Origin of the sequence: Agrobacterium sp. AGB01, assembly GCF_014851585.1 — a bacterium.
Taxonomy (GTDB): Bacteria; Pseudomonadota; Alphaproteobacteria; order Rhizobiales; family Rhizobiaceae; genus Agrobacterium.
In genome coordinates this window covers 251,303-269,975 of the sequence record NZ_JACVAB010000004.1, presented here as the reverse complement: position 1 = coordinate 269,975, position 18,673 = coordinate 251,303, and the positions used below count along the sequence as shown (strand labels likewise).

General features: G+C 56.6%; 19 protein-coding genes. 8 read left to right on the top strand and 11 right to left on the bottom strand.

Annotated elements, in window-relative coordinates; all coding sequences use genetic code 11:
• Positions 1-45: 45 nt before the first annotated feature.
• The 7 genes from IB237_RS16080 to IB237_RS16050 form a co-directional block, all read right to left on the bottom strand.
• Positions 46-1,146: an ROK family transcriptional regulator gene (locus IB237_RS16080; protein WP_246787989.1), complete on the bottom strand. Its 1,101-nt coding sequence runs from the start codon at positions 1,144-1,146 to the stop codon at positions 46-48.
• Positions 1,147-1,443: 297 nt separating this feature from the next.
• Positions 1,444-2,334, bottom strand: coding sequence for a MurR/RpiR family transcriptional regulator (locus IB237_RS16075; RefSeq protein WP_192489692.1), 891 nt, complete (start codon positions 2,332-2,334; stop codon positions 1,444-1,446).
• A gap of 37 nt (positions 2,335-2,371) precedes the next feature.
• Positions 2,372-3,172 (bottom strand): ABC transporter ATP-binding protein, encoded by an 801-nt coding sequence (locus IB237_RS16070; protein WP_192489691.1) that lies wholly within the window; start codon positions 3,170-3,172, stop codon positions 2,372-2,374.
• Positions 3,165-4,181, bottom strand: coding sequence for an iron ABC transporter permease (locus IB237_RS16065; protein ID WP_192489690.1), 1,017 nt, complete (start codon positions 4,179-4,181; stop codon positions 3,165-3,167). Before IB237_RS16065 ends, IB237_RS16070 begins: the two co-directional genes overlap by 8 nt.
• Positions 4,178-5,230, bottom strand: coding sequence for an iron ABC transporter permease (locus tag IB237_RS16060; RefSeq protein WP_192489689.1), 1,053 nt, complete (start codon positions 5,228-5,230; stop codon positions 4,178-4,180). Before IB237_RS16060 ends, IB237_RS16065 begins: the two co-directional genes overlap by 4 nt.
• Positions 5,220-6,155: an ABC transporter substrate-binding protein gene (locus IB237_RS16055; RefSeq protein ID WP_192489688.1), complete on the bottom strand. Its 936-nt coding sequence runs from the start codon at positions 6,153-6,155 to the stop codon at positions 5,220-5,222. The genes IB237_RS16060 and IB237_RS16055 overlap by 11 nt, the downstream gene beginning before the upstream one ends.
• Before the next feature lie 210 nt (positions 6,156-6,365).
• Positions 6,366-7,076, bottom strand: coding sequence for an SDR family oxidoreductase (locus IB237_RS16050; protein WP_192489687.1), 711 nt, complete (start codon positions 7,074-7,076; stop codon positions 6,366-6,368).
• Positions 7,077-7,162: 86 nt separating this feature from the next.
• Here IB237_RS16050 and IB237_RS16045 point away from each other — a divergent pair, with 86 nt between their 5' ends.
• The gene (locus tag IB237_RS16045) at positions 7,163-8,083 is read left to right on the top strand and encodes a LysR family transcriptional regulator (RefSeq protein ID WP_192489686.1); all 921 of its coding nucleotides are present in this window, start codon (positions 7,163-7,165) and stop codon (positions 8,081-8,083) included.
• A gap of 6 nt (positions 8,084-8,089) precedes the next feature.
• Here the strand turns inward: IB237_RS16045 and IB237_RS16040 are convergent, their stop codons facing one another.
• A complete protein-coding gene (locus tag IB237_RS16040) occupies positions 8,090-8,461 on the bottom strand; it encodes a helix-turn-helix domain-containing protein (protein WP_192489685.1) in 372 nt (123 codons plus the stop codon).
• Positions 8,462-8,550: 89 nt separating this feature from the next.
• On the opposite strand from IB237_RS16040, the gene IB237_RS16035 reads away from it, so the two are divergent.
• Positions 8,551-9,300, top strand: coding sequence for an SDR family oxidoreductase (locus IB237_RS16035; protein WP_192489684.1), 750 nt, complete (start codon positions 8,551-8,553; stop codon positions 9,298-9,300).
• Positions 9,301-9,374: 74 nt separating this feature from the next.
• Here IB237_RS16035 and IB237_RS16030 read toward each other — a convergent pair whose 3' ends face one another.
• Both IB237_RS16030 and IB237_RS16025 read right to left on the bottom strand, forming a co-directional pair.
• Complete coding sequence (locus IB237_RS16030) at positions 9,375-10,130, bottom strand: alpha/beta hydrolase (protein ID WP_192489683.1); 756 nt, start codon at positions 10,128-10,130, stop codon at positions 9,375-9,377.
• A 41-nt stretch (positions 10,131-10,171) separates the two neighbouring features.
• Positions 10,172-11,947 carry a cytochrome c biogenesis protein DipZ gene (locus IB237_RS16025; protein ID WP_192489682.1) on the bottom strand — a complete coding sequence of 592 codons (1,776 nt, stop codon included), beginning with the start codon at positions 11,945-11,947 and terminating at the stop codon, positions 10,172-10,174.
• A gap of 236 nt (positions 11,948-12,183) precedes the next feature.
• Here IB237_RS16025 and IB237_RS16020 point away from each other — a divergent pair, with 236 nt between their 5' ends.
• The 5 genes from IB237_RS16020 to IB237_RS26450 all read left to right on the top strand — a co-directional run bounded on the left by IB237_RS16020 (position 12,184) and on the right by IB237_RS26450 (position 16,109).
• Complete coding sequence (locus tag IB237_RS16020) at positions 12,184-13,242, top strand: alpha/beta fold hydrolase (protein ID WP_192489681.1); 1,059 nt, start codon at positions 12,184-12,186, stop codon at positions 13,240-13,242.
• Between the two features lie 81 nt (positions 13,243-13,323).
• A complete protein-coding gene (locus IB237_RS16015) occupies positions 13,324-14,064 on the top strand; it encodes a response regulator (protein WP_192489680.1) in 741 nt (246 codons plus the stop codon).
• A complete protein-coding gene (locus tag IB237_RS16010; protein WP_192489679.1) occupies positions 14,061-15,404 on the top strand; it encodes an ATP-binding protein in 1,344 nt (447 codons plus the stop codon). Before IB237_RS16015 ends, IB237_RS16010 begins: the two co-directional genes overlap by 4 nt.
• Positions 15,405-15,557: 153 nt before the next feature.
• Positions 15,558-15,974, top strand: a complete 417-nt coding sequence (locus IB237_RS16005; protein WP_192489678.1) for an organic hydroperoxide resistance protein — start codon at positions 15,558-15,560, stop codon at positions 15,972-15,974.
• Between the two features lie 12 nt (positions 15,975-15,986).
• Positions 15,987-16,109 (top strand): hypothetical protein, encoded by a 123-nt coding sequence (locus IB237_RS26450; RefSeq protein WP_256435714.1) that lies wholly within the window; start codon positions 15,987-15,989, stop codon positions 16,107-16,109.
• Positions 16,110-16,151: 42 nt separating this feature from the next.
• On the opposite strand, the gene IB237_RS16000 is transcribed toward IB237_RS26450, so the two are convergent.
• Positions 16,152-17,090, bottom strand: coding sequence for a LysR family transcriptional regulator (locus tag IB237_RS16000; protein ID WP_192489677.1), 939 nt, complete (start codon positions 17,088-17,090; stop codon positions 16,152-16,154).
• A gap of 96 nt (positions 17,091-17,186) precedes the next feature.
• Here IB237_RS16000 and IB237_RS15995 point away from each other — a divergent pair, with 96 nt between their 5' ends.
• Positions 17,187-18,611 carry an aldehyde dehydrogenase family protein gene (locus tag IB237_RS15995; protein WP_192489676.1) on the top strand — a complete coding sequence of 475 codons (1,425 nt, stop codon included), beginning with the start codon at positions 17,187-17,189 and terminating at the stop codon, positions 18,609-18,611.
• Positions 18,612-18,673 lie beyond the last annotated feature (62 nt).

Sequence of the window (18,673 nt, the reverse complement as noted above, 5' to 3'; positions counted from 1 at the left end):
GGAACCAAGTTCCCCGCACGTTTTTGTATCTGCGTAGCGCGCTGGTCAGACTGCTGTTTCGTCTGCGGCCACATCGACTTCAAAGTCGAACAGTCGTTGGGTGGCGAGCGCTGCTGCACCTGGGCTCCAGAAATTGTCGCGTTCATCCGCTAGGATGGGTGGCGCCTGCATAAAACAGTATTTTTCCAGCGTTTCCGTCATCGGGTCGAGCAGGAACGGCCCAAATGCGGTTGCCTCGCCACCTGCGATAACGATCTCCGGGTCAATCGTATTGATCTGGGCTGCAAGCTGGATGCCGATCTGCTCGCCTGCTTCCTTCAGAATTGCACGTGTTTCGGCATCACCCTGTTTGGCAGCTTCCAGCATGTCAAAGCGGTCCTTGGCGGCAGGTAAGTCCTTGGTTTTGCGCCACCGGGCAACAATGGCGGGTTCGGAATAGGATGCCTGCAGACAGCCACGTTGACCGCATTCGCAGAGCGGCCCTTCCAGATGTTGTTTGACATGCCCCAGTTTGCCGGCATGGCCGTGCGCACCGCGCAGAACCACACCATCTGCCACGGTTGCAGAGCCAATACCGGCACCGATGGCGAGTGCGATAAATGTACCGACGTTGCGGCCAAGCCCGAAAAGGTGGTGAGCCAGCGCAAAGGCAATCGTGTCATCTTCCATCCACACGGGGATGCGGGTTTTTGCAAACAGCTGCTCGGCGAAGTGTACATTGTTCCAGCCAAAACGATGGCTTTTCAGACAAATTCCGTTGCGATTGTCGATGATGCCGGGCATTGAAAAACCAATGCCTGTTACCGGGCCGATCCCTGTGGGCGCATTAGCAATCAGGTGTCTGATTGCCTGATGGGATGCCTCGACGATCGTCTCAGGACGGGTGTTGGAATAGTCAATCGCGTGAGACAGGATTGGCGTCGTCGAGAGGTTTGTCAGGATGCACTCAATCCTGTCGATGTTCATCTTGATGCCGATGGCCGCGTGACCATCGTAATTGATGGCCACTGGTGTAGGGCGTCGACCGCTGGCACCACGTGTCGTTTCCTGCTCGATGAGGTAGTTTTCCTTGACGAGATCGCCAACAACGAAGGTGACCGTGGCGCGGCTAAGTCCCGTCACATCAGCGATTTCGGCCCTGCTCAATGGACCTTCCCGGCGCAGCAAATTTAGGACAAGGCGCCGGTTCATCGCGCGCGAGGTTCGCTGATCAATCTTGAGCATGATATTCCAAGGCCACTGCTGCCGGGCAGCAAATAATTTACGGAGTTGATTCTGCAATCGGTCAAATAAATACCATAACCGGACAGATCACGCTGAAAAAACATAATTTTCTCAACCGTACATTGGTGTGGTGTCGTGACGATGGTGAGATCTGGTTGCGGGTAAAGTGTCGCAGGTCTTGGGACCGGAGGCCCTGCCAAGCATTGTAGAAAAACAGCTTTATTCGAATTTTGCACGTAATTGGTTGAGATTGTCATGCGTTGCGGTGGCGCGCGCCGTATTCCTTGCAGAGAACCGAAAGGTGAGGAGATCACCGATAACGGTTGCACCAATCAGCCAACTGGCCAATTTGGACGCCACAGCCATGGAATGCAGGGCAACTGTTACCTGATCGCGGAACAATTCATTAAGTTGAGTGCCGGACACCAGAACGGTTGAAACGCCGATCTTGCCAGCGTGCTCTATCAGCGAAGCGATATCCTTGCGGCGGGTCGCGGCATGAAAAATTACCAGTGTATCGCCCTTGCGAAGGCCAATCATGCTGTTGGCAAGATCAAAGCCGCTGCTTGCAACGGTCTGCGTGACAAGGCCAGCACGCAACAGACCGGTGGCCAGATGGCGTGCTGGTTGTTCCGCCACGCCGATGCCGAGACACCAGACGGTTCCGGCATTTTCAAACAGTGTCACCGCCTGCTCGATAGCGCCAGGATCAAGCACTTCGCGGGTCGCTTCCAGTATTTCGTGTGCGGCTGCGAAGATGGCGTCGCGGGCCGCTAATGCGTCCGGCGCCACGGATTTGATCTTGTGGCCAAGGCGTGTGCTGGGCGATGTGTGGGTGGCGATAGGCCGATTGATCAGGCGTTTCAGTTCCGGCAGGCCGGAAAAGCCCAGACGGCGGGCCGTACGAATGACGGTGGCATCGCTGGTGTCGCTCGCGACCGCAATCTCACCTGCGCTGCGAAATGCCAGATCGGCTGGCGCCAGCGTCAGCAGATAATCGGCGACGCGACGCTCGGTCCGTGTCAGCGTGTGCGCATTGGCATCGTAATGGCGGCGCAGAAGTGCCGAGGCTTGGGCAACGCCCGAATCTGTGTGCGAGGGGTCGGTCATTGGGTTTGCCTAACACAGTATGGGAATGCCGTCATTCTCAGGACACTGCGGCAAGTGGCAGGCAAAGTGGTGTGCCGTCACTCGGGTGAGGGATGACCATGGCCGCCACGCCAAACACGCTTTTTATCAGCTCTGCGGTCAGCAGTTCCTGCGGATTACCGGCAGCATGAATGCCACCGTCGGCAACCGCAATAATGTGATGGGCAAACTGAGCGGCATGATTGAGGTCATGTACCACCATGACAACGGTGCGCCCTTGCTGCTTGTTGAGTTGACGCAGCAGGTGCAGGACTTCCATCTGGTGCGCGATGTCGAGATAAGTTGTTGGTTCATCGAGCAGCAGAATGGGTGTTTCCTGCGCAAGTGCCATTGCGATCCAGGCGCGCTGGCGTTGACCGCCCGACAGACGGTGCAGCGGTTGGTTTGCCAGATTGGCCAGGCCTGCGTCGGCAAGAGCGGTATCGACCACCGATTCATCATGGTCGCTGGAGCGCGCCAGTAGCGGCTTGTGCGGGTAACGACCGAAGCGGCACAGCTGGCGAACTGTCAGACCATCCGGTGCGACAGGATTTTGTGGCAACAGCGCCATGATGCGGGCAACAGCCTTGCGTGGGCTTTGAGTAATGTCCTTGCCATCCAGCAGGACCGTGCCACCAACAGGGTTCAGGACCTGTGCCAAGGTACGCAGCAATGTGGATTTACCGGAGCCGTTGGCACCAATCAGTGCCGTAATCTTTCCGTCCGGGATTGCCAGCGACACCTGATTGAGTACGGAGTTATTGCCATAACCGACGCTCAAGGTTGCAGCTTGTAAACGGTCCTGTTGGATATCAGCCACGACGGCGAGCCTCCCAAAGCAAGAGGAAGAAGAGATAGGGTCCACCGATCACCGAAGCGACAATGCCGGCCGGAATTTCATTTGGCAGTGCCACCAGTCGTCCGATCAAATCCGCCAACAGAAGTGCCAGTGCCCCGGTCAGTGCGGTGGCTGGAACGAGATGGCGGGCATGTGGTCCCACCATAAGCCGAGCGATATGGGGCGCCAGCAAACCCAAAAAGCCGATGCTGCCGACGCTTGCGACGGCGCCTGCCGTCAAGACCACTGCGGTCAAGACAAGGCTGGCGCGCAAAAGATTGGGTGAGATGCCAAGGCTTTTCAGCGTATCGTCACCGAAGGCAGAAATGTCGAGAACCATGGCGAGCAGAATAACCACGGGCAGGCAGGCGAGAAGCCAGAATGACAGCGATAGAATGTCGGAAATTGTGCTGCCGTAGACGCTGCCTGCCAGCCAGACCATGCTCTGGTCGATACCACGTGGATAACGCACCATCAAAAACTGCATCATGGCTTGTGCCAGTGCGCCAAGCGAAACGCCGACGAGCGCCAGAGTGGTGACCCCACCCCCAAGGCCGCGGCCGATCGCCAGCAGCAGGACCGCAACGGTACCGGCGCCGATGATAACGCCAACCGGCACGCTCCAGATGATCCAGGCTGGTGGTGCAAAAATCAGTGCCAGCATCGCGCCAAGACCCGCGCCCTTAGTGATGCCGACTACATCGGGCGAGGCGATCGGGTTTCGCAAAGCCACCTGTAAGAAAAGACCTGCCAAAGCGAGTGCAGCACCGGAGAGAATGGCGACGATGACGCGGGGCAGACGATATTGGCCGATGATGAAGGCATCTGGTCCGCCGAAAAGACCCGCCAGCACTCGGTTGAGAGAAAGCGGGACGGCGCCAAGGGCCATACTGACCAAGGCAAGCAGAACGAGCAAAACCGCCAGGCCAACGCATACCAGCGTGGTGCGCAAGGGCTGAGATGTTGATGGATCAACCAGCGCTGCGTTCATTGATTGCGGTTTCTCCACGTGATCAGCAGAAATGCTGGTGCGCCAAGAATGGCAGTGACGATGCCAACCGGCAGTTCGGCCGGGTAAGTCGCGAGTTTGCCACCAAGATCGGCGCCGACAAGCAGCAGCGGACCTGCGACGGTGCTGAGGCTCAGTACGGTGCGCAAGTCTTCACCGACGAGGCTTCTGACGATGTGCGGCACCATCAGTCCGACAAAGCCGATAGGGCCGGCAACGGCGACGGATGAACCGGCGAGGACAACGATCAATATTGACGCAAGGCCACCAGTTCGCTGGGCATTCTGGCCAAGCGATTGGCCGGTGCTTGCATCCAGCGCCAGCAGACCGAAATGATGGCCGCCTGCAATGGTGATGATGATGCCGATGACTGTGAATGGCAGAATGATCAGAACCTTTGACCACTGGGCAGAGGTGACAGAACCCGCCAGCCAGTAGACAATGTCTGTGGACGCATTGTTGGCAATGAGCACAGCCTGCACCAGAGCGGCGAGCACCAGTTGCAGGGCCACGCCTGCGAGCGCCAGTTTCAGCGGCGTGATGGCGTTGGAAAGCGAGAGCACCCACATGATGAAGCCGATGGCCGCTGCGCCAGCAAAAGCCGGTAGCACCGTTCTTCCGCCGGAAAGTCCGGGGAGTGCAATGACGCAAACGACAATCGCTAATGCTGCGCCACCATTGATCCCGAATGTCTGAGGTGAGGCGAGCGGGTTTCTGGTCAGTGCCTGGATCAATACACCGGCGACAGCCAGATTGGCGCCGACCAGTATGGCAAGCAACACGCGCGGCAGGCGAACATCCCAGATCAGCGCAGTTTCCACCGAACTATCAGGCTGGAAAAGGGCGGCAAGCGATTGCTGGATGGTGAGGCCAGCGGCTCCCACCATAAGATTGCCGATAGCCACAATTGGCAGCAGTACCATCAGAATACCAAACAGCCAGACCGGATGGCGGCGAAAAGCTCCGCTCCACCCGATCTTGGTGTTTTCATGGGCAGAAGGCCCTGTGGCCCTCTCGACCTTATTGGACATTGAAGACCTTGTTCAATACGTCATTGGCAATCAGTTCCGCGGTGCGAAGATCGCGGAAACGGGCGTATTGATTACGGTTCACTTCAAAGACTAGATTATTCTTTGCGGCGGCAATGGCTTTCCAAGCGGAATTGTCCTGCACGCGGTCGAAAATGGTACCGCCTGGATCGGTGGCAACAAGCAGAACATCGGGATTGACGGCAACGAGACGTTCCAGACCAACGCCACTTTCAACCGGTTTGTCGGCCTTGATGGCAGCTTCAACGCCGATGGCTGCAAAGATCGAGCCACTGAAGGAATCGGACGTGTGCAAAGACCAATTGTCGGCTGTGGCAACGGCAAGCATGAATTTGCGATCATTACCGGCCGGGATTTTTGCGGCGATGGCGGCCATCTTTGCCTCATGGTTGGCAACGACCTTTTCACCCTTGGCCTTGTCACCGATAGCATCCGCGATCGTTATGACGGCCTCCTTGATGTCCTTGTAACTGCCATCCCAGCTGTTGAGAACGATGGTTGGCGCGATGGCACTCAACTGTTCGTAGATTGCGCCATGGCGGCGTTCATCGGCAATGATGAGGTCCGGCTGCAGTGCGCTGATCAGTTCGAGGTTTGGTTCCAGGCGAGTGCCGACGGAGCTATATTCAATCTTTTTACCGAGGTTCTGCTCGATGCGATCCGGCTGATTGTCATCGGTAATGCCAACAGGCGTCACTCCAAGCGAATCCAATGCCTGCACAAAGGAAAATTCCAGCACGACGATGCGAGCAGGGGTGCCGGCGATCTCGGTTGCACCCAGTTCGTGGGTGATGGTGCGCGTCCCCTGCGCCTGGACCGGTGTCGTCGTGAACGCAAACAATGTTGCTGCAAATGTTGCGCAGAGTGCGCGCAAAGTATGGTTGGAAAAGAGGCGAGTCAGGGTCATGTGTCTCTCTCGGCGGCGGGGCCGCGATGTCTCCAAGGCGATGCCACGGCGGCGTCACGTTGGTCTGACTACACATTTGTAGTTTTTATTTCAATATACTTTCTTCAATTGGTCATGTTTTAGATCGGCGTAATCTACCGAGGGAGGTGCCGTGGCCATAGTCCATACGACCCCTGATCTGCACGGACTATGGCACACTGATGCAGTCGACTAGCGTAACGAATACCCACCGTCACTGAACAAAGTGCTGCCAGTCATGTTGGTGTTGTCGAGCAGAAACAGGGCTGCATGCGCCTGTTCGTCGACCGTCGCCGGGCGTTGAACGAGGCAAAGTTTGCTCCAGTATTCATAGGCTGGCTCACGTGTTTCCTGCGGTCGGTTTCGCCAAAGGTCGCTATCGGTGGTGCCAGGGGAAAGGCAATTTACCCTGATCGGATTGAGTTCGATGGCAAGCCCGCGGGCCAGCCCTTCCAGCGCCGAATTGCAGGCGGCATAGGCTGGTGCACCAATAGGACGGACCGAGGCAGCACCCGACATGAGAAGAACAGATGCATTTGGTGCCAGACGGGGAAGGGCAGCGTGAACAGCCCAGTATTGGCCCCAGAATTTTGCCTTGAACAGGTCTTCGCTGGTGGTGATGTCACCGTCTGTAAAGGAACCGGTCTGGTAAGATGCGGCCGGTGTAAAAAGGCCTGAAAGAATGGGCGCTTCTGCGAAAAAATCACGGAGCGACGTCTTGTCGGTAATCTCCACGGTGCGACCGGAAGCCCGATCTCCCAATGTTGTAAGTGTCGTGGCAAGCCGCTCTGGCGACCGTCCGCCGAGAAAGACGTGGTCGCCACGTTCAATGAGTTTGCGGGCGAGGGACAGTCCGATGCCGGACGTACCCCCGATGATGGTGTAGGTTCGATGTGTGCTCATGAGCGCAACCATATTCTACCGCACAAGCGTGGTAGAAGCGCATAATTTTCCTTCGATTGACGAACAAAATTCGCTAATAGATTGCCATGCGACATCAATCTGGCGACGATATTGGCGTGTTTCTCATGGTCTGCGAGGCGGGCAGCTTCGTTGCGGCTTCGCTTCGTTTAAGGCTCTCGGCGTCGGCTGTGGCAAAGGCCATCGGCAGGTTGGAAAACCGCCTGGGTATTCGGCTGTTTCAGCGCACGACACGCGTCCTCAACCTGACGGCGGAAGGTGTGGTGTATCGCGATGTATGTTTACGGGCACGCAGTGAAATAGAGCGCGTTGAAGTGGCCATCGCAGGCCTTGCGCATGAACCGGCCGGTACCCTTCAAGTCAGCCTGCCGCCGCTCTTCGGCGCAAAAATTATCGCACCGGCGCTCTATGCGCTCTGCCGAGAGTGGCCAAACCTTGATTTCAGTATTTCAACATCGACAGAGCCGAGCAATCTCCTGGATGGCACGACGGATCTCGCTGTCAGAATTGGCGAGATACCCGATATAAGCGGGTTGACCGCACGGTCTTTGGGGCTGCAGCAACTCGCTCTATGCGGTTCGTCCAGCTATTTCGAGACACGGCCCGTGCCACAAAGTGTGGCGGATCTCGACGATCACGATGTGATCGCAGCGCCGCGTCAGGGCAAACCCGCACCGTGGCAATTTCACAGTCTCGACGGGGAAATGGTGAGCTGGCACCCCAAGGCGCGCCTTGTGCTTGATGGGAGTCTGTTGACACATTCGGCGATCTGCAACGGGCAGGGGCTTGGCCTTTTGCCTCGCTGGTTGGTACGAGATGAGTTGGCCAGTGGTCGACTGGTCTCCCTAATGGACGACAGGATCGCCGGGCATCTGGCGATCCATGCAATCTGGCCAGCATCTCCTGTTATGTTGCCTCGCCTACGGGTCGCCATTGACGCCATCGTGACGGTGACACGGCCTCTCTTGAAGGATGGCACACTGGGTTGATAGCACTTAAGCGTCGACTTCATTGCTGATCGTGGTGCGGATCGATGGACCGTGTGTGGTCATCCAGACGGCCAAAGAATCCAGAGTTGGTTTCAGGGTGCGGCCAAGTTCTGTGATTTCATATTCCACTCTTGGCGGCATTTCCGGATAGACCGTGCGTTTCACCAAGCCCTGTTTTTCGAAAAGCCTGAGGTGGCGGGTCAGTTCCTTTTGTGTGACTGGGGTTGCTGCACGTTGCAAGGTGCCAAAACGCACCGGCCGGTTTTCAACAATCAGGCGATAAAGCACGGGGATTGCCCATTTACCGGAAATGAGATTGACGAAATCAACCATCGGGCATCGCATAGCCTGTTCAGCCTGCTCTATGTGCTTTTTCATTTTTTTCCTTTAGTAGCAATTTGGTGCCTACTATACAAAAGATACTAAAGCCCTGACAATCGTCTCGCATCATAAAAGGAGACATTGTTATGGGACGCCTTGCAGGCAAGCACGCGCTGATAACCGGTGGGACCAGCGGCATTGGGCTGGAAACGGCGCGCCAATTCCTGAAAGAGGGGGCAAAGGTCGCAATCACTGGCCGTTCGGTCGAACGGCTGGAGGACGCAAAACGTCAATTGGGTGGCGATGTCATCGCCATATCCAACGAGGCGGGTGATATCGCGGCGCAACGTCACCTGGCGGCGCAATTGGGTGAGGCATGGCCAGCCCTCGATGTGGTGTTCATCAATGCGGGCGATGTCACGCACCGTCCGCTGGAAGACTGGGACGAGGCAACGTATGACGCCTTGTTCGCGACCAATTTGAAGGGGCCATTTTTCCTTGTTCAGGCACTTTTACCGCTGTTGAAGGCTCCGGCTTCGGTCATTCTTTGTGGTTCTGTTTCTGCCCATATCGGCTTGCCGCAGTCCAGTGCCTATGCCGCCAGCAAGGCTGGCCTTCTGTCACTAGCGCGGACCCTGTCCGGCGAGTTCAAAGACAGGGGTATCAGGGTCAATGGATTGAGCCCCGGTCCAACCGAAACACCAGCCCTTGGCAAGCTTGGTCTGGAAAGTGACGCGGAAGAAGCGTTGCGCCGTGAAATCCGGCGATTGGTGCCAATCGGTCGCCTGGGCACGCCACTGGAACTTGCCAAGGCCGCAGTATTTCTTGCATCCGATGAAGCATCCTTCGTTGTCGGCACGGAGCTGCTGGTCGATGGCGGGGTCGGAAATCTCTAGCGAGCAATCCATTCAGCCGCCCTTTCGTGAGGGCGGCTGGGATAGGCAACCAACACGCTTAGTAGCGCTGGCTTTTATTTTGAAGACTGTCGTGCCGCAGCCTCAATCACATCTGCGACTTTGTCCGGTTGCGAGGCAAAGACCGCATGGCTTGCTGTTATTTCGGTGATCGCACTGCCTGCACGTTTGGCCATCTCACGCTCAAGCTCGGGATTGATTGAACGATCCTGCGTCGCGACGATTGCCCAGCTGTTCTTGGCCCTCCAGGCGGGGTCACCGACCTTGGCCGAGAAGGATTGTTTGGATGCAAAAACCTGCGCCTTTGCCATAAAAGCCGTTTCATCCTGAGGAAGGTCCGCCGCAAAGTCTTTCGGGAAAGCTGCCGGGTCGAGATAGAGATACTGACCGTCGGGTGTCTCGCGGATATTCATGCCCGAAGACGGCTTGGAACTTGCCAGCGACAACAGGCTTTCGCCCTTGTCCGGTTGAAAGGCCGCCACGTAAACGAGGCCAGCGACCTTGTTGTTATGTCCTGCTTCGGTAATAACCACGCCACCATAGCTGTGGCCGACCAGCAGGGTCGGACCATCTTGCATGTCGAGCACCCGGTTGGTTGCGGCAATATCGTCGGCCAGCGAGGTGATTGGTTGTTGGACAATCGTGACATTGAAACCCCGCTTTTCGAGAATCTCAGTTGCCGTCTTCCAGCCTGACCCATCGGCAAGGGCGCCATGAACGACAACAATGTTTTTAACGTCGGCTGCATGGGCGGCAAAAGCGGCAAGGCTAGCGACGAAGGCTATTGCCATAGTGGAAATAGAACGCTGCATGGAGAGGTTTCCTTCTTTGATAATGGGGATAGGGGCAGGCATCAGCCGAATGTGAAGGCGTAGGCTTCGACACCGGGATCAAGGAAGCGGATTTCGAATTTGCGGGTTGTTACGTCGCCGGATTGGCGAACGAGCTGATAGAGTCTTGTCGAACTGACCGTGCCGTAACCGTTGGCATCAATGTCGGCGCCATGGTCTGCACCTGGTGCTTTGCCATCAATGGTGACTTGGAAACGGATGGGTTTGCCGACCTGACCGGAACCGAGGACAAGATGCAGGTCACGGGCGCTGAAGCGGGAGACGATCTTGTCATCCGGCTTGTTTGAGACGGCCTGTTCCGGGTCGATGGTCCATGTGCCAGCCAGACCCCATTGGTTGAGATCAGGGTCGTCGACAGAATAATCAGTGGCGACGCCCGGCTCGACGGTTTCCGGTGAGACAAAACCGGTCGCGCGTTGATAACCGAGATAGGTTTCGCCAGAGCGGATATTCTTGAGATCAGGGCTTACCTCTGCCCCCTGCGCGGCGGGCTCGACCGGTGTGCTTGCCGGCATGTTTCTACCCGCTTCGTGCAACAGATCCTGAATTGCCTGTTCTGTTTGGCGGTAGTTTCCTTCGCCGAAGTGGTGGTAACGGATCTGGCCATTGGCATCGATCAGGTAATGGGCCGGCCAGTAGTTGTTTTCGAAGGCGCGCCAGATCTTGTAGTCGTTATCAATGGCAACGGGATAATCGATCTTGAAGTCGCCAACCGCTTTGCGGACGTTGTCGATTTTCTTTTCAAAGGCAAATTCCGGCGCATGAACGCCAATGACGACGAGCCCCTGATCCTTGTATTTTTCTGCCCAGGCGCGGACAAAGGGAACTGTGCGAATGCAGTTGATGCAGGAGTAGGTCCAGAAGTCGACGAGGACGATCTTGCCACGCAATTGCTCCGAGGTGAGAGGTGGCGAGTTCAGCCATTCAACCGCGCCGTTAAACGATGGCGCGCGACCTTCGACCGGCAGATTGGCCTGAAACGTCATGGTCATGTCTGCTGGCACCACGGTCTTGCCATTGCTTGCCACATCAACCGACATGGAGCGGTCCGTCCTTGGATGAACGCGATCAAGGATGGCCTGTTCGAAGGAGAATGTGCTGGCATAGGAAAGTCGTGCGAGCAGACCGGTATCAAGACCAAGGGCAATCACCCCGACACCTGCCAGAACAGCAACTCCGAGAGCCTGGCGGATGCGTTCGCTGACCCCAAGAGAGCTTTTGAGTGCAGCAAAAACTTTGTTGCCGAGGAGAAGCGCAAGGCCAAGAGACGTTGCAGCACCTGCCGCGTAGGCGGCCAGCAGGACGGTCGTTTCCAGATTGGCACCCTTGAGAGCTGCTCCGGTCAGCACAATGCCAAGAATAGGGCCGGCGCAGGGCGCCCATAACAAGCCGGTGGCGGCACCAAGAATGAGTGCACTGACAGGAGAGCTTGCCGAGCCGGGTTTGCCACGGGCATTGATAAGCCGGTTTCCAAGATCGACAACAGGTCGTGTGATGACTGCCGCAATATTTGGCGACAGCAGGCTGATGCCGAAGATCGCCAACAAACCTATGGCGGCAAGCCGCCCGTATTCATTGGCATGGATTGCCCAGCTGCCGCCGACAGCTGCCAGCGTTGCGACAAAAGCAAAGGTTACTGCCATGCCCGCAAGCATCGGCAATGTGTCGCGCAGAAATGGCTGTCCGGTGCGGGCAAATATGAAGGGAAGAATAGGCAGGATGCAGGGGCTGAGAATGGTCAGCGCTCCGCCCAGATAGGCAATGATATGAAGCGTCATCGTCGTCTCCTTGAAACGTGGAGCTGGCGTGATGTGATGATCGTAAAACCAGCGATGACGCCAATGTGGTCGTCACGACGTATCCCGCATGTGTCCGGTCGCCCTGCGAAATGTATCGAATTGTATCTGGGGGCCTAAAAGCTACATGCTCATGCAATTTCCGTCGTCAACGACACACCGGAGATACATGGCACGGGCTTTCTCTCGATCATGATTATGCAAATCGGAGAAAGCTCATGAGCAACGAAATCAATCTCAATCGCCGTCACTTTTTCGGTGTCGCCGCAATGGCTGCCGCTGCCGTTGAGCTCGGTGTACCCGTCCTGGCAAAGGCTGAGGCCGCAGTCGCACCGCCGCAGACGGCGATGAGTGCCGCAACAAAGGCCGATGGCCACACAGAATTTGCGGCCTTGAAGCAGATTGACGCTGGCGTTCTCAATGTCGGTTACGCAGAGGCAGGTCCCACTGACGGTCCCGTTGTCTTACTGCTGCATGGATGGCCCTATGACATCTACAGCTATGTCGATGTCGCGCCAATTCTGGCATCGGCAGGCTACCGGGTAATCGTACCTTACTTGCGTGGATACGGGACAACCCGGTTCCTTTCCGGCGATACGCCGCGCAACGGCCAGCAATCGGCTCTGGCTGTGGATATGATTGCGCTTCTCGATGCACTTGGTATCGAGACGACAATTGTTGCCGGTTACGATTGGGGCGCGCGCACCGCTGACATCATGGCGGCTCTCTGGCCTGAACGCTGCAAGGGGCTGGTGTCTGTCAGCGGTTATCTCATTGGCAGTCAGGATATCAACAAGAAGCCGTTGGCACCTGCAGCCGAACTATCTTGGTGGTATCAGTTCTATTTCGCGACAGAACGGGGGCGTGCGGGTTACGCAGCCAATACCCTGGATTTCGTGCGGTTGATCTGGAAGACAGCCTCTCCGACATGGGCGTTTGACGATGCGACTTTTGATCGCTCTAGCCCGGCTTTCGACAATCCTGATCATGTTGATATCACCATCCATAACTATCGCTGGCGGTTGGGACTGGTCGAGGGTGAAGCACAGTACGATGCCTATGAGCAGCGGCTTGCCAAACTGCCTGAAATCGCCGTCCCAACTATCACTATGGAAGGTGATGCCAACGGTGCGCCCCATCCTGACCCATCGGCATATGCCGCGAGATTTTCCGGCAGGTATGAACACCGCAATATCACTGGTGGCATAGGCCATAACCTGCCGCAGGAAGCACCACAGGCATTTGCGCAGGCAGTTCTCGACATTGGCAAGTTTTAGGAGCCAATATCTTTTCTTGTCAGAGTAGATTACGCATGCGGTATCGCACCGCGTGCCAGCCCCAAGGCGTTGAAGACATTCATGGAACACATAGACCACATTCTAGTCGTCGATGACGACCGTGACATCCGCGAACTGGTTTCGAGCTATCTGATAAAGAACGGATTGCGCACAACGGTGGCCGCTGATGGGCGGCAGATGCGGACATTTCTCGACAACAACACCGTCGATCTGATCGTGCTCGATGTCATGATGCCGGGCGATGACGGGCTTGTTCTGTGTCGGGAACTGCGGGCTGGAAAACACAAGGCGACACCGGTACTGATGCTGACTGCGCGCGATGACGAGATGGACCGGATCATCGGGTTGGAAATGGGGGCAGATGACTATCTGCCCAAACCGTTTGCTGCGCGTGAACTTCTTGCCCGCATCAAAGCGGTTTTGCGCCGGACACGAATGTTGCCGCCAAATCTGCAAATCAGCGAAGCAGGGCGTCTGTTGACCTTTGGTAACTGGCGTCTGGATACGGTCGGCCGCCATTTGCTTGACGGAGATGGAACGGAAATTGCGCTCAGCGGTGCGGAATACCGTTTGCTGAGGGTATTTATCGATCACCCGCAGCGGGTGCTCAATCGTGATCAGCTGCTGAACCTGACACAAGGTCGCGATGCCGAACTGTTCGACCGTTCGATCGATCTTCTCGTTAGCCGGTTGCGGCAGAGATTGGGTGATGATGCGCGCGAGCCAACCTATATTAAAACCGTCCGGGCGGAAGGCTATGTCTTTTCCGTCCCGGTCGAGATTTCGGAAGCCAGGACATGACCAGCACTGGCAAAATCGATGCTGCAAAAAACGAGGCTGACCGCCAAGGCTGGTGGCCCGGCACGTTGCGATCACGGCTTTTCATCATTCTGTTTGCCGGTCTGGCGATCGCCTACAGTCTTTCTTTCAGCATTCTCTTCATAGAACGCTACATGTCGGCCAAGGCGGTGATGCTCGGCACGCTGGAAAGCGATCTGGCGACGTCTATCGCCGTTATAGACCGCTTACCAGAGGATGAGAGACCACAATGGATTGACCGGCTCAGCCGCGGAAACTACCGTCTCGTGCTGGGGCCGGGTCTTGCCGGCATACCAGACATGTCAGGCCGTGCTGCTGAAATCGCCGAGCGGATCGAAGAGGCGGCCGGCCACCGGTTTCCGCTTAAGGTTGAGGCAATTCCAGGTGATGACAAACGGCTGCAGGGGCATGTCGTCCTGTCTGATGGCTCCCAGCTGACGATCGATGTCACGCCGCGCGGTGTCATGCCGATAGCCAGCTGGCTTCCTTATGTGTTCGCCATCCAGATGGCATTGCTGATACTGTGCACGTGGTTAGCTGTGCGTCAGGCGATCCGTCCGCTTGCGGATCTCGCGGCCGCTGCCGATGCGGTGGATCCCGGCAAAGAAGGCGCGCCGATGAGCGAGACAGGCCCTGCTGAAGTCGCACGGGCAGGGCGTGCCTTTAACGCCATGCGGGATCGGATTGCCCACCATCTGGAAGAACGCGTGCAAATTCTGGCAGCGATTTCGCACGACCTGCAAACACCGATTACCCGGATGCGCCTGCGGGCCGAAATGGCGGACGATACGCCTGAAAAAGACAAGCTGGTCGGTGATCTCAGTGAAATCGAACGACTGGTGCAGGACGGTATTGCCTATGCACGCAGTTCGCATGGCAATGCTGAAAAGCTGTCGCGCATCGATCTTTCTTCGTTCATCGACAGCATCGCCTACGATTATCAGGACACCGGCAAGGCAGTCCGCGTCATCGATCTTGTCAAAGGTACGGTGGCGACCAAACCGCATGCGTTGCGGCGGATACTCACAAATTTCATCGACAATGCGATCAAGTTTTCCGGGGCTGCCGAAATCTGCGTGACGGAGGGCGATCAGGGGCAAACGGTTATCAGCGTTCTCGATCGTGGCCCGGGTATTCCCGAGAATATGCTGGAGGCTGCCATGCAGCCGTTCTTCCGATTGGAGCAATCCCGCAATCGCGAGACTGGCGGGACGGGGCTTGGTCTGGCGATCGCCCAGCAGCTTTCAGCGGCAATTGGTGGTTCGGTGCGTTTGTACAATCGTGATGGTGGCGGATTGGTTGCGGAACTCACGCTCGACTGAGCGCTCCGATCATTGAATAAAACCTTGGAATTGTACGTAAAAGTATCTCGCGCTCCCGGCCCTACAATAGCTTACATTTCAATTGTTTTCTGAAACACGCAAGATACGTCGATCCGTCAAAACACGCCTTGTCAGCAACAAAGGAGTGTTTCCATGACCCAGATTGAAAAGGTTCTCTATACCGGCAAGACCCATACCACAGGTGGTCGCGATGGATTTTCCCGTAGCGATGATGCACAGCTTGATGTGAAGCTGTCGCCGCCAGGAACCTCAAAACCCGGCACCAACCCGGAGCAACTGTTCGCAGCTGGCTGGTCGGCCTGCTTTATCGGAGCAATGGGGCTGGCAGCGGCCAAGCGCAAGTTGCGCCTTCCCGAGGGAACGGCTGTCGATGCCGAGGTTGATCTCGGGATGACCGGTGACGCCTATTTTCTGCAGGCACGTCTCAATATCAGCCTGCCCGGCCTGGAGGTTGAACTGGCGCGGGCGCTCGTTGAGGAGGCGCATCAGAATTGCCCCTATTCCAAGGCAACACGCGGCAATATCAACGTAGAGCTGAAGCTGATTTGAAGGGAGGGCGACATGCGAAAGATGGTCATTCTGACTGTTGTGGCGTCGGTGTTTGCCGCACCGTGCATCTATGACATTGCCTCGACAGAGCCTTCAGCGCTTGCAGGTCTGTTCAGCCTTGCCATGGCCTATTGAACACAAGAAAGAAAGCGTCTCTTGCCGGTGGCAGGAGACGCTTCATTTATTCGCGCCCGAGAGAGAGACCGATGTCGTGAGGCTGCCTTTGCGCGAGTATTCACGTGCAAGGTCGATAAATGCCCGCATCTTTTGTGGAACGTGCCGACGGCCCGGGTAATAAAGGCAGAGAGCGGGCGTGGGCGGTGTCCAATCGCTGAGAACGATCTGCAGATCGCCGCTGTCCAAATGCGGTGAGATCGCGCGTTCCGACAGATAGGCTATACCTGCACCGCTGAGCGCGGCGTCAAGCATCAAGCCACTTTCATCCAGCACCATGCGTCCAGGTACATCAAGCGCATGGCGCTCATTCTCCTTGGAAAATTCCCAGCGATAAATGCGACCGCTTGCCATGCGCGCGCGAATGCATTCGTGCGTCAGCAGGTCCTTGGGATGAAGAGGTATGCTGCGCTGTTTGAAATAATCCGGCGAAGCGACGACGACCTCGCGCATGTCAGGAATGATGGGCACCGCGATCATATCTGGTGGCACGCGATCTTCCAACCGGATGCCGGCGTCACATCCGTTGGCGATGACATCCACCAGTTCAGAATCCGTGACAATTTCAACATGCATGCGCTGAAACCGTCTTAGATATTCGAGCACCAGAGGCTGGAGAATGAACCGCGCGGCACCCAGTGCCATGTTCAGCCGCAACAAACCTGACGGTTCTGCCACATGCTCTCCGGCATTTTCAAGCGCACCTTCAATTGCAGCTAATGCCGGGGCAATTGTCTCGATGAACTGCTCGCCGGCTGCGGTCAGCACCACGCTGCGGGTGGTGCGGTTGAACAGGCGAACGCCCATACGCTCTTCAAGACCCGCAACTGCGTGACTAAGGCCTGACGAGGATACGCCAAGTTCCCGCGCCGCTGCCCGAAAACCGCCCCTCCGGGCAACGACAGCAACGGCTTCAAGTTCGGCGAGACTTGTTTTGGTCATTGCGCAATGTTCCTCATCAGCCCGTGTCTTATTGTGTATCTAATAAGATCGATGACCTCGACGCATATTTCTGTCAACAGCCAAGGAGGCCAAGACGTGCGAGACATCGACAAGATTTACATCAACGGTCAATTCATTACGCCTGAAGGCACTGACATATTGCAGCTATTCAACCCAGCCACCGAGGAAAAAATCGGAACAGTGAGGCTTGGCAATGCAGATGACACGCGTGCCGCTATCGCTGCCGCCAAGCGGGCTTTCCCAGCGATGTCACGCACGAGCAAAGCAGATCGTATTGCCATGTTGCATCGTTTGAGTGCGGCGGTTCGGGCCCGGACGGACGACCTGACCGCGGCCATGACCGATGAATATGGTGCACCTGCCTACTTCACCGGCTTTTCCGTGCAGAACACCGCATCAATCTTCGATGTTATGGCCGAAACTGTCGAGAACTATACCTTTGACAGGCAGGCCGGTTCCAGCGCCGTTAAAATGCTGCCACTGGGTGTCATGGCAGCCATAACCCCATGGAACAGCAACTTTGGTTTCATTGCCACGAAGCTGGCCCACGCCATTGGTTCAGGTTCCACCGTCGTGATCAAACCTGCCGAACAGAGCGCTATCCAGACCCAGATATTGCTGGAATGCCTGCATGCCGCAGATCTGCCGGCTGGTGTGCTGAATGTTGTAAACGGCCTTGGCCCGGTTGTAGGAGCAGAACTGACCACACATCCTGATGTCGCTTCTGTCAGCTTTACCGGTTCTACTGCTGCTGCAAAAATCATCCAGCGTGCGGCCATTGAGACGATGAAACGGGTTGTTCTGGAGCTAGGCGGCAAGGGGCCGACAATCGTGCTTGACGATGCCGATCTGGATAGAGCGATACCGGTTGCCCTGATGAGCGGCTTTGCCAATAGCGGCCAGGCCTGCGTTGCCGGAACCAGAATATTGATCCCGCTTTCGCGTTGTGACGAGATACTGGCGCGATTGAAAAGCGAGGCCGAGAAGCTGAAGGTTGGCAATCCCGGTGATCCGGATGTCAGGATCGGGCCGCTTGTCAATGAACGGCAATGGCAGCGTATCCAATCCTATATCGAACTCGGCAAGCAGGAAGGTGCGACTGTTTTGACCGGTGGCGAGGGACGCCCGGACGGGATCAGTAGAGGGTGGTTTGTTCGCCCGACAATCTTTACCGATGTGACGAACGACATGAGGATCGCCCGCGAAGAGATATTCGGGCCTGTTCTGAGCGTCATCACTTACTGCGATGACGACGAAGCAATCGAGATCGCCAATGATTCCGATTATGGCTTGCAGGCCTATGTGCTTTCTGCCGACACAACCCGCGCGCTGGCTGTTGCTGACCGGTTGATCGCCGGCCGGGTCATCATCAACGGTGCACCGCATGATCCTCACGCGCCGTTCGGCGGCTTCAAGCAATCGGGCATTGGTCGCGAAATTGGCGCTTATGGTCTGGATGAGTTTTTGGAGCCGCGCGCCATTCTGGTTCCAACCTGGTAATCACCCCAAAAACAGACCTGCCGACGGCTGGACGATCGGCAGCTCTGTCCGTTCTCATGGGA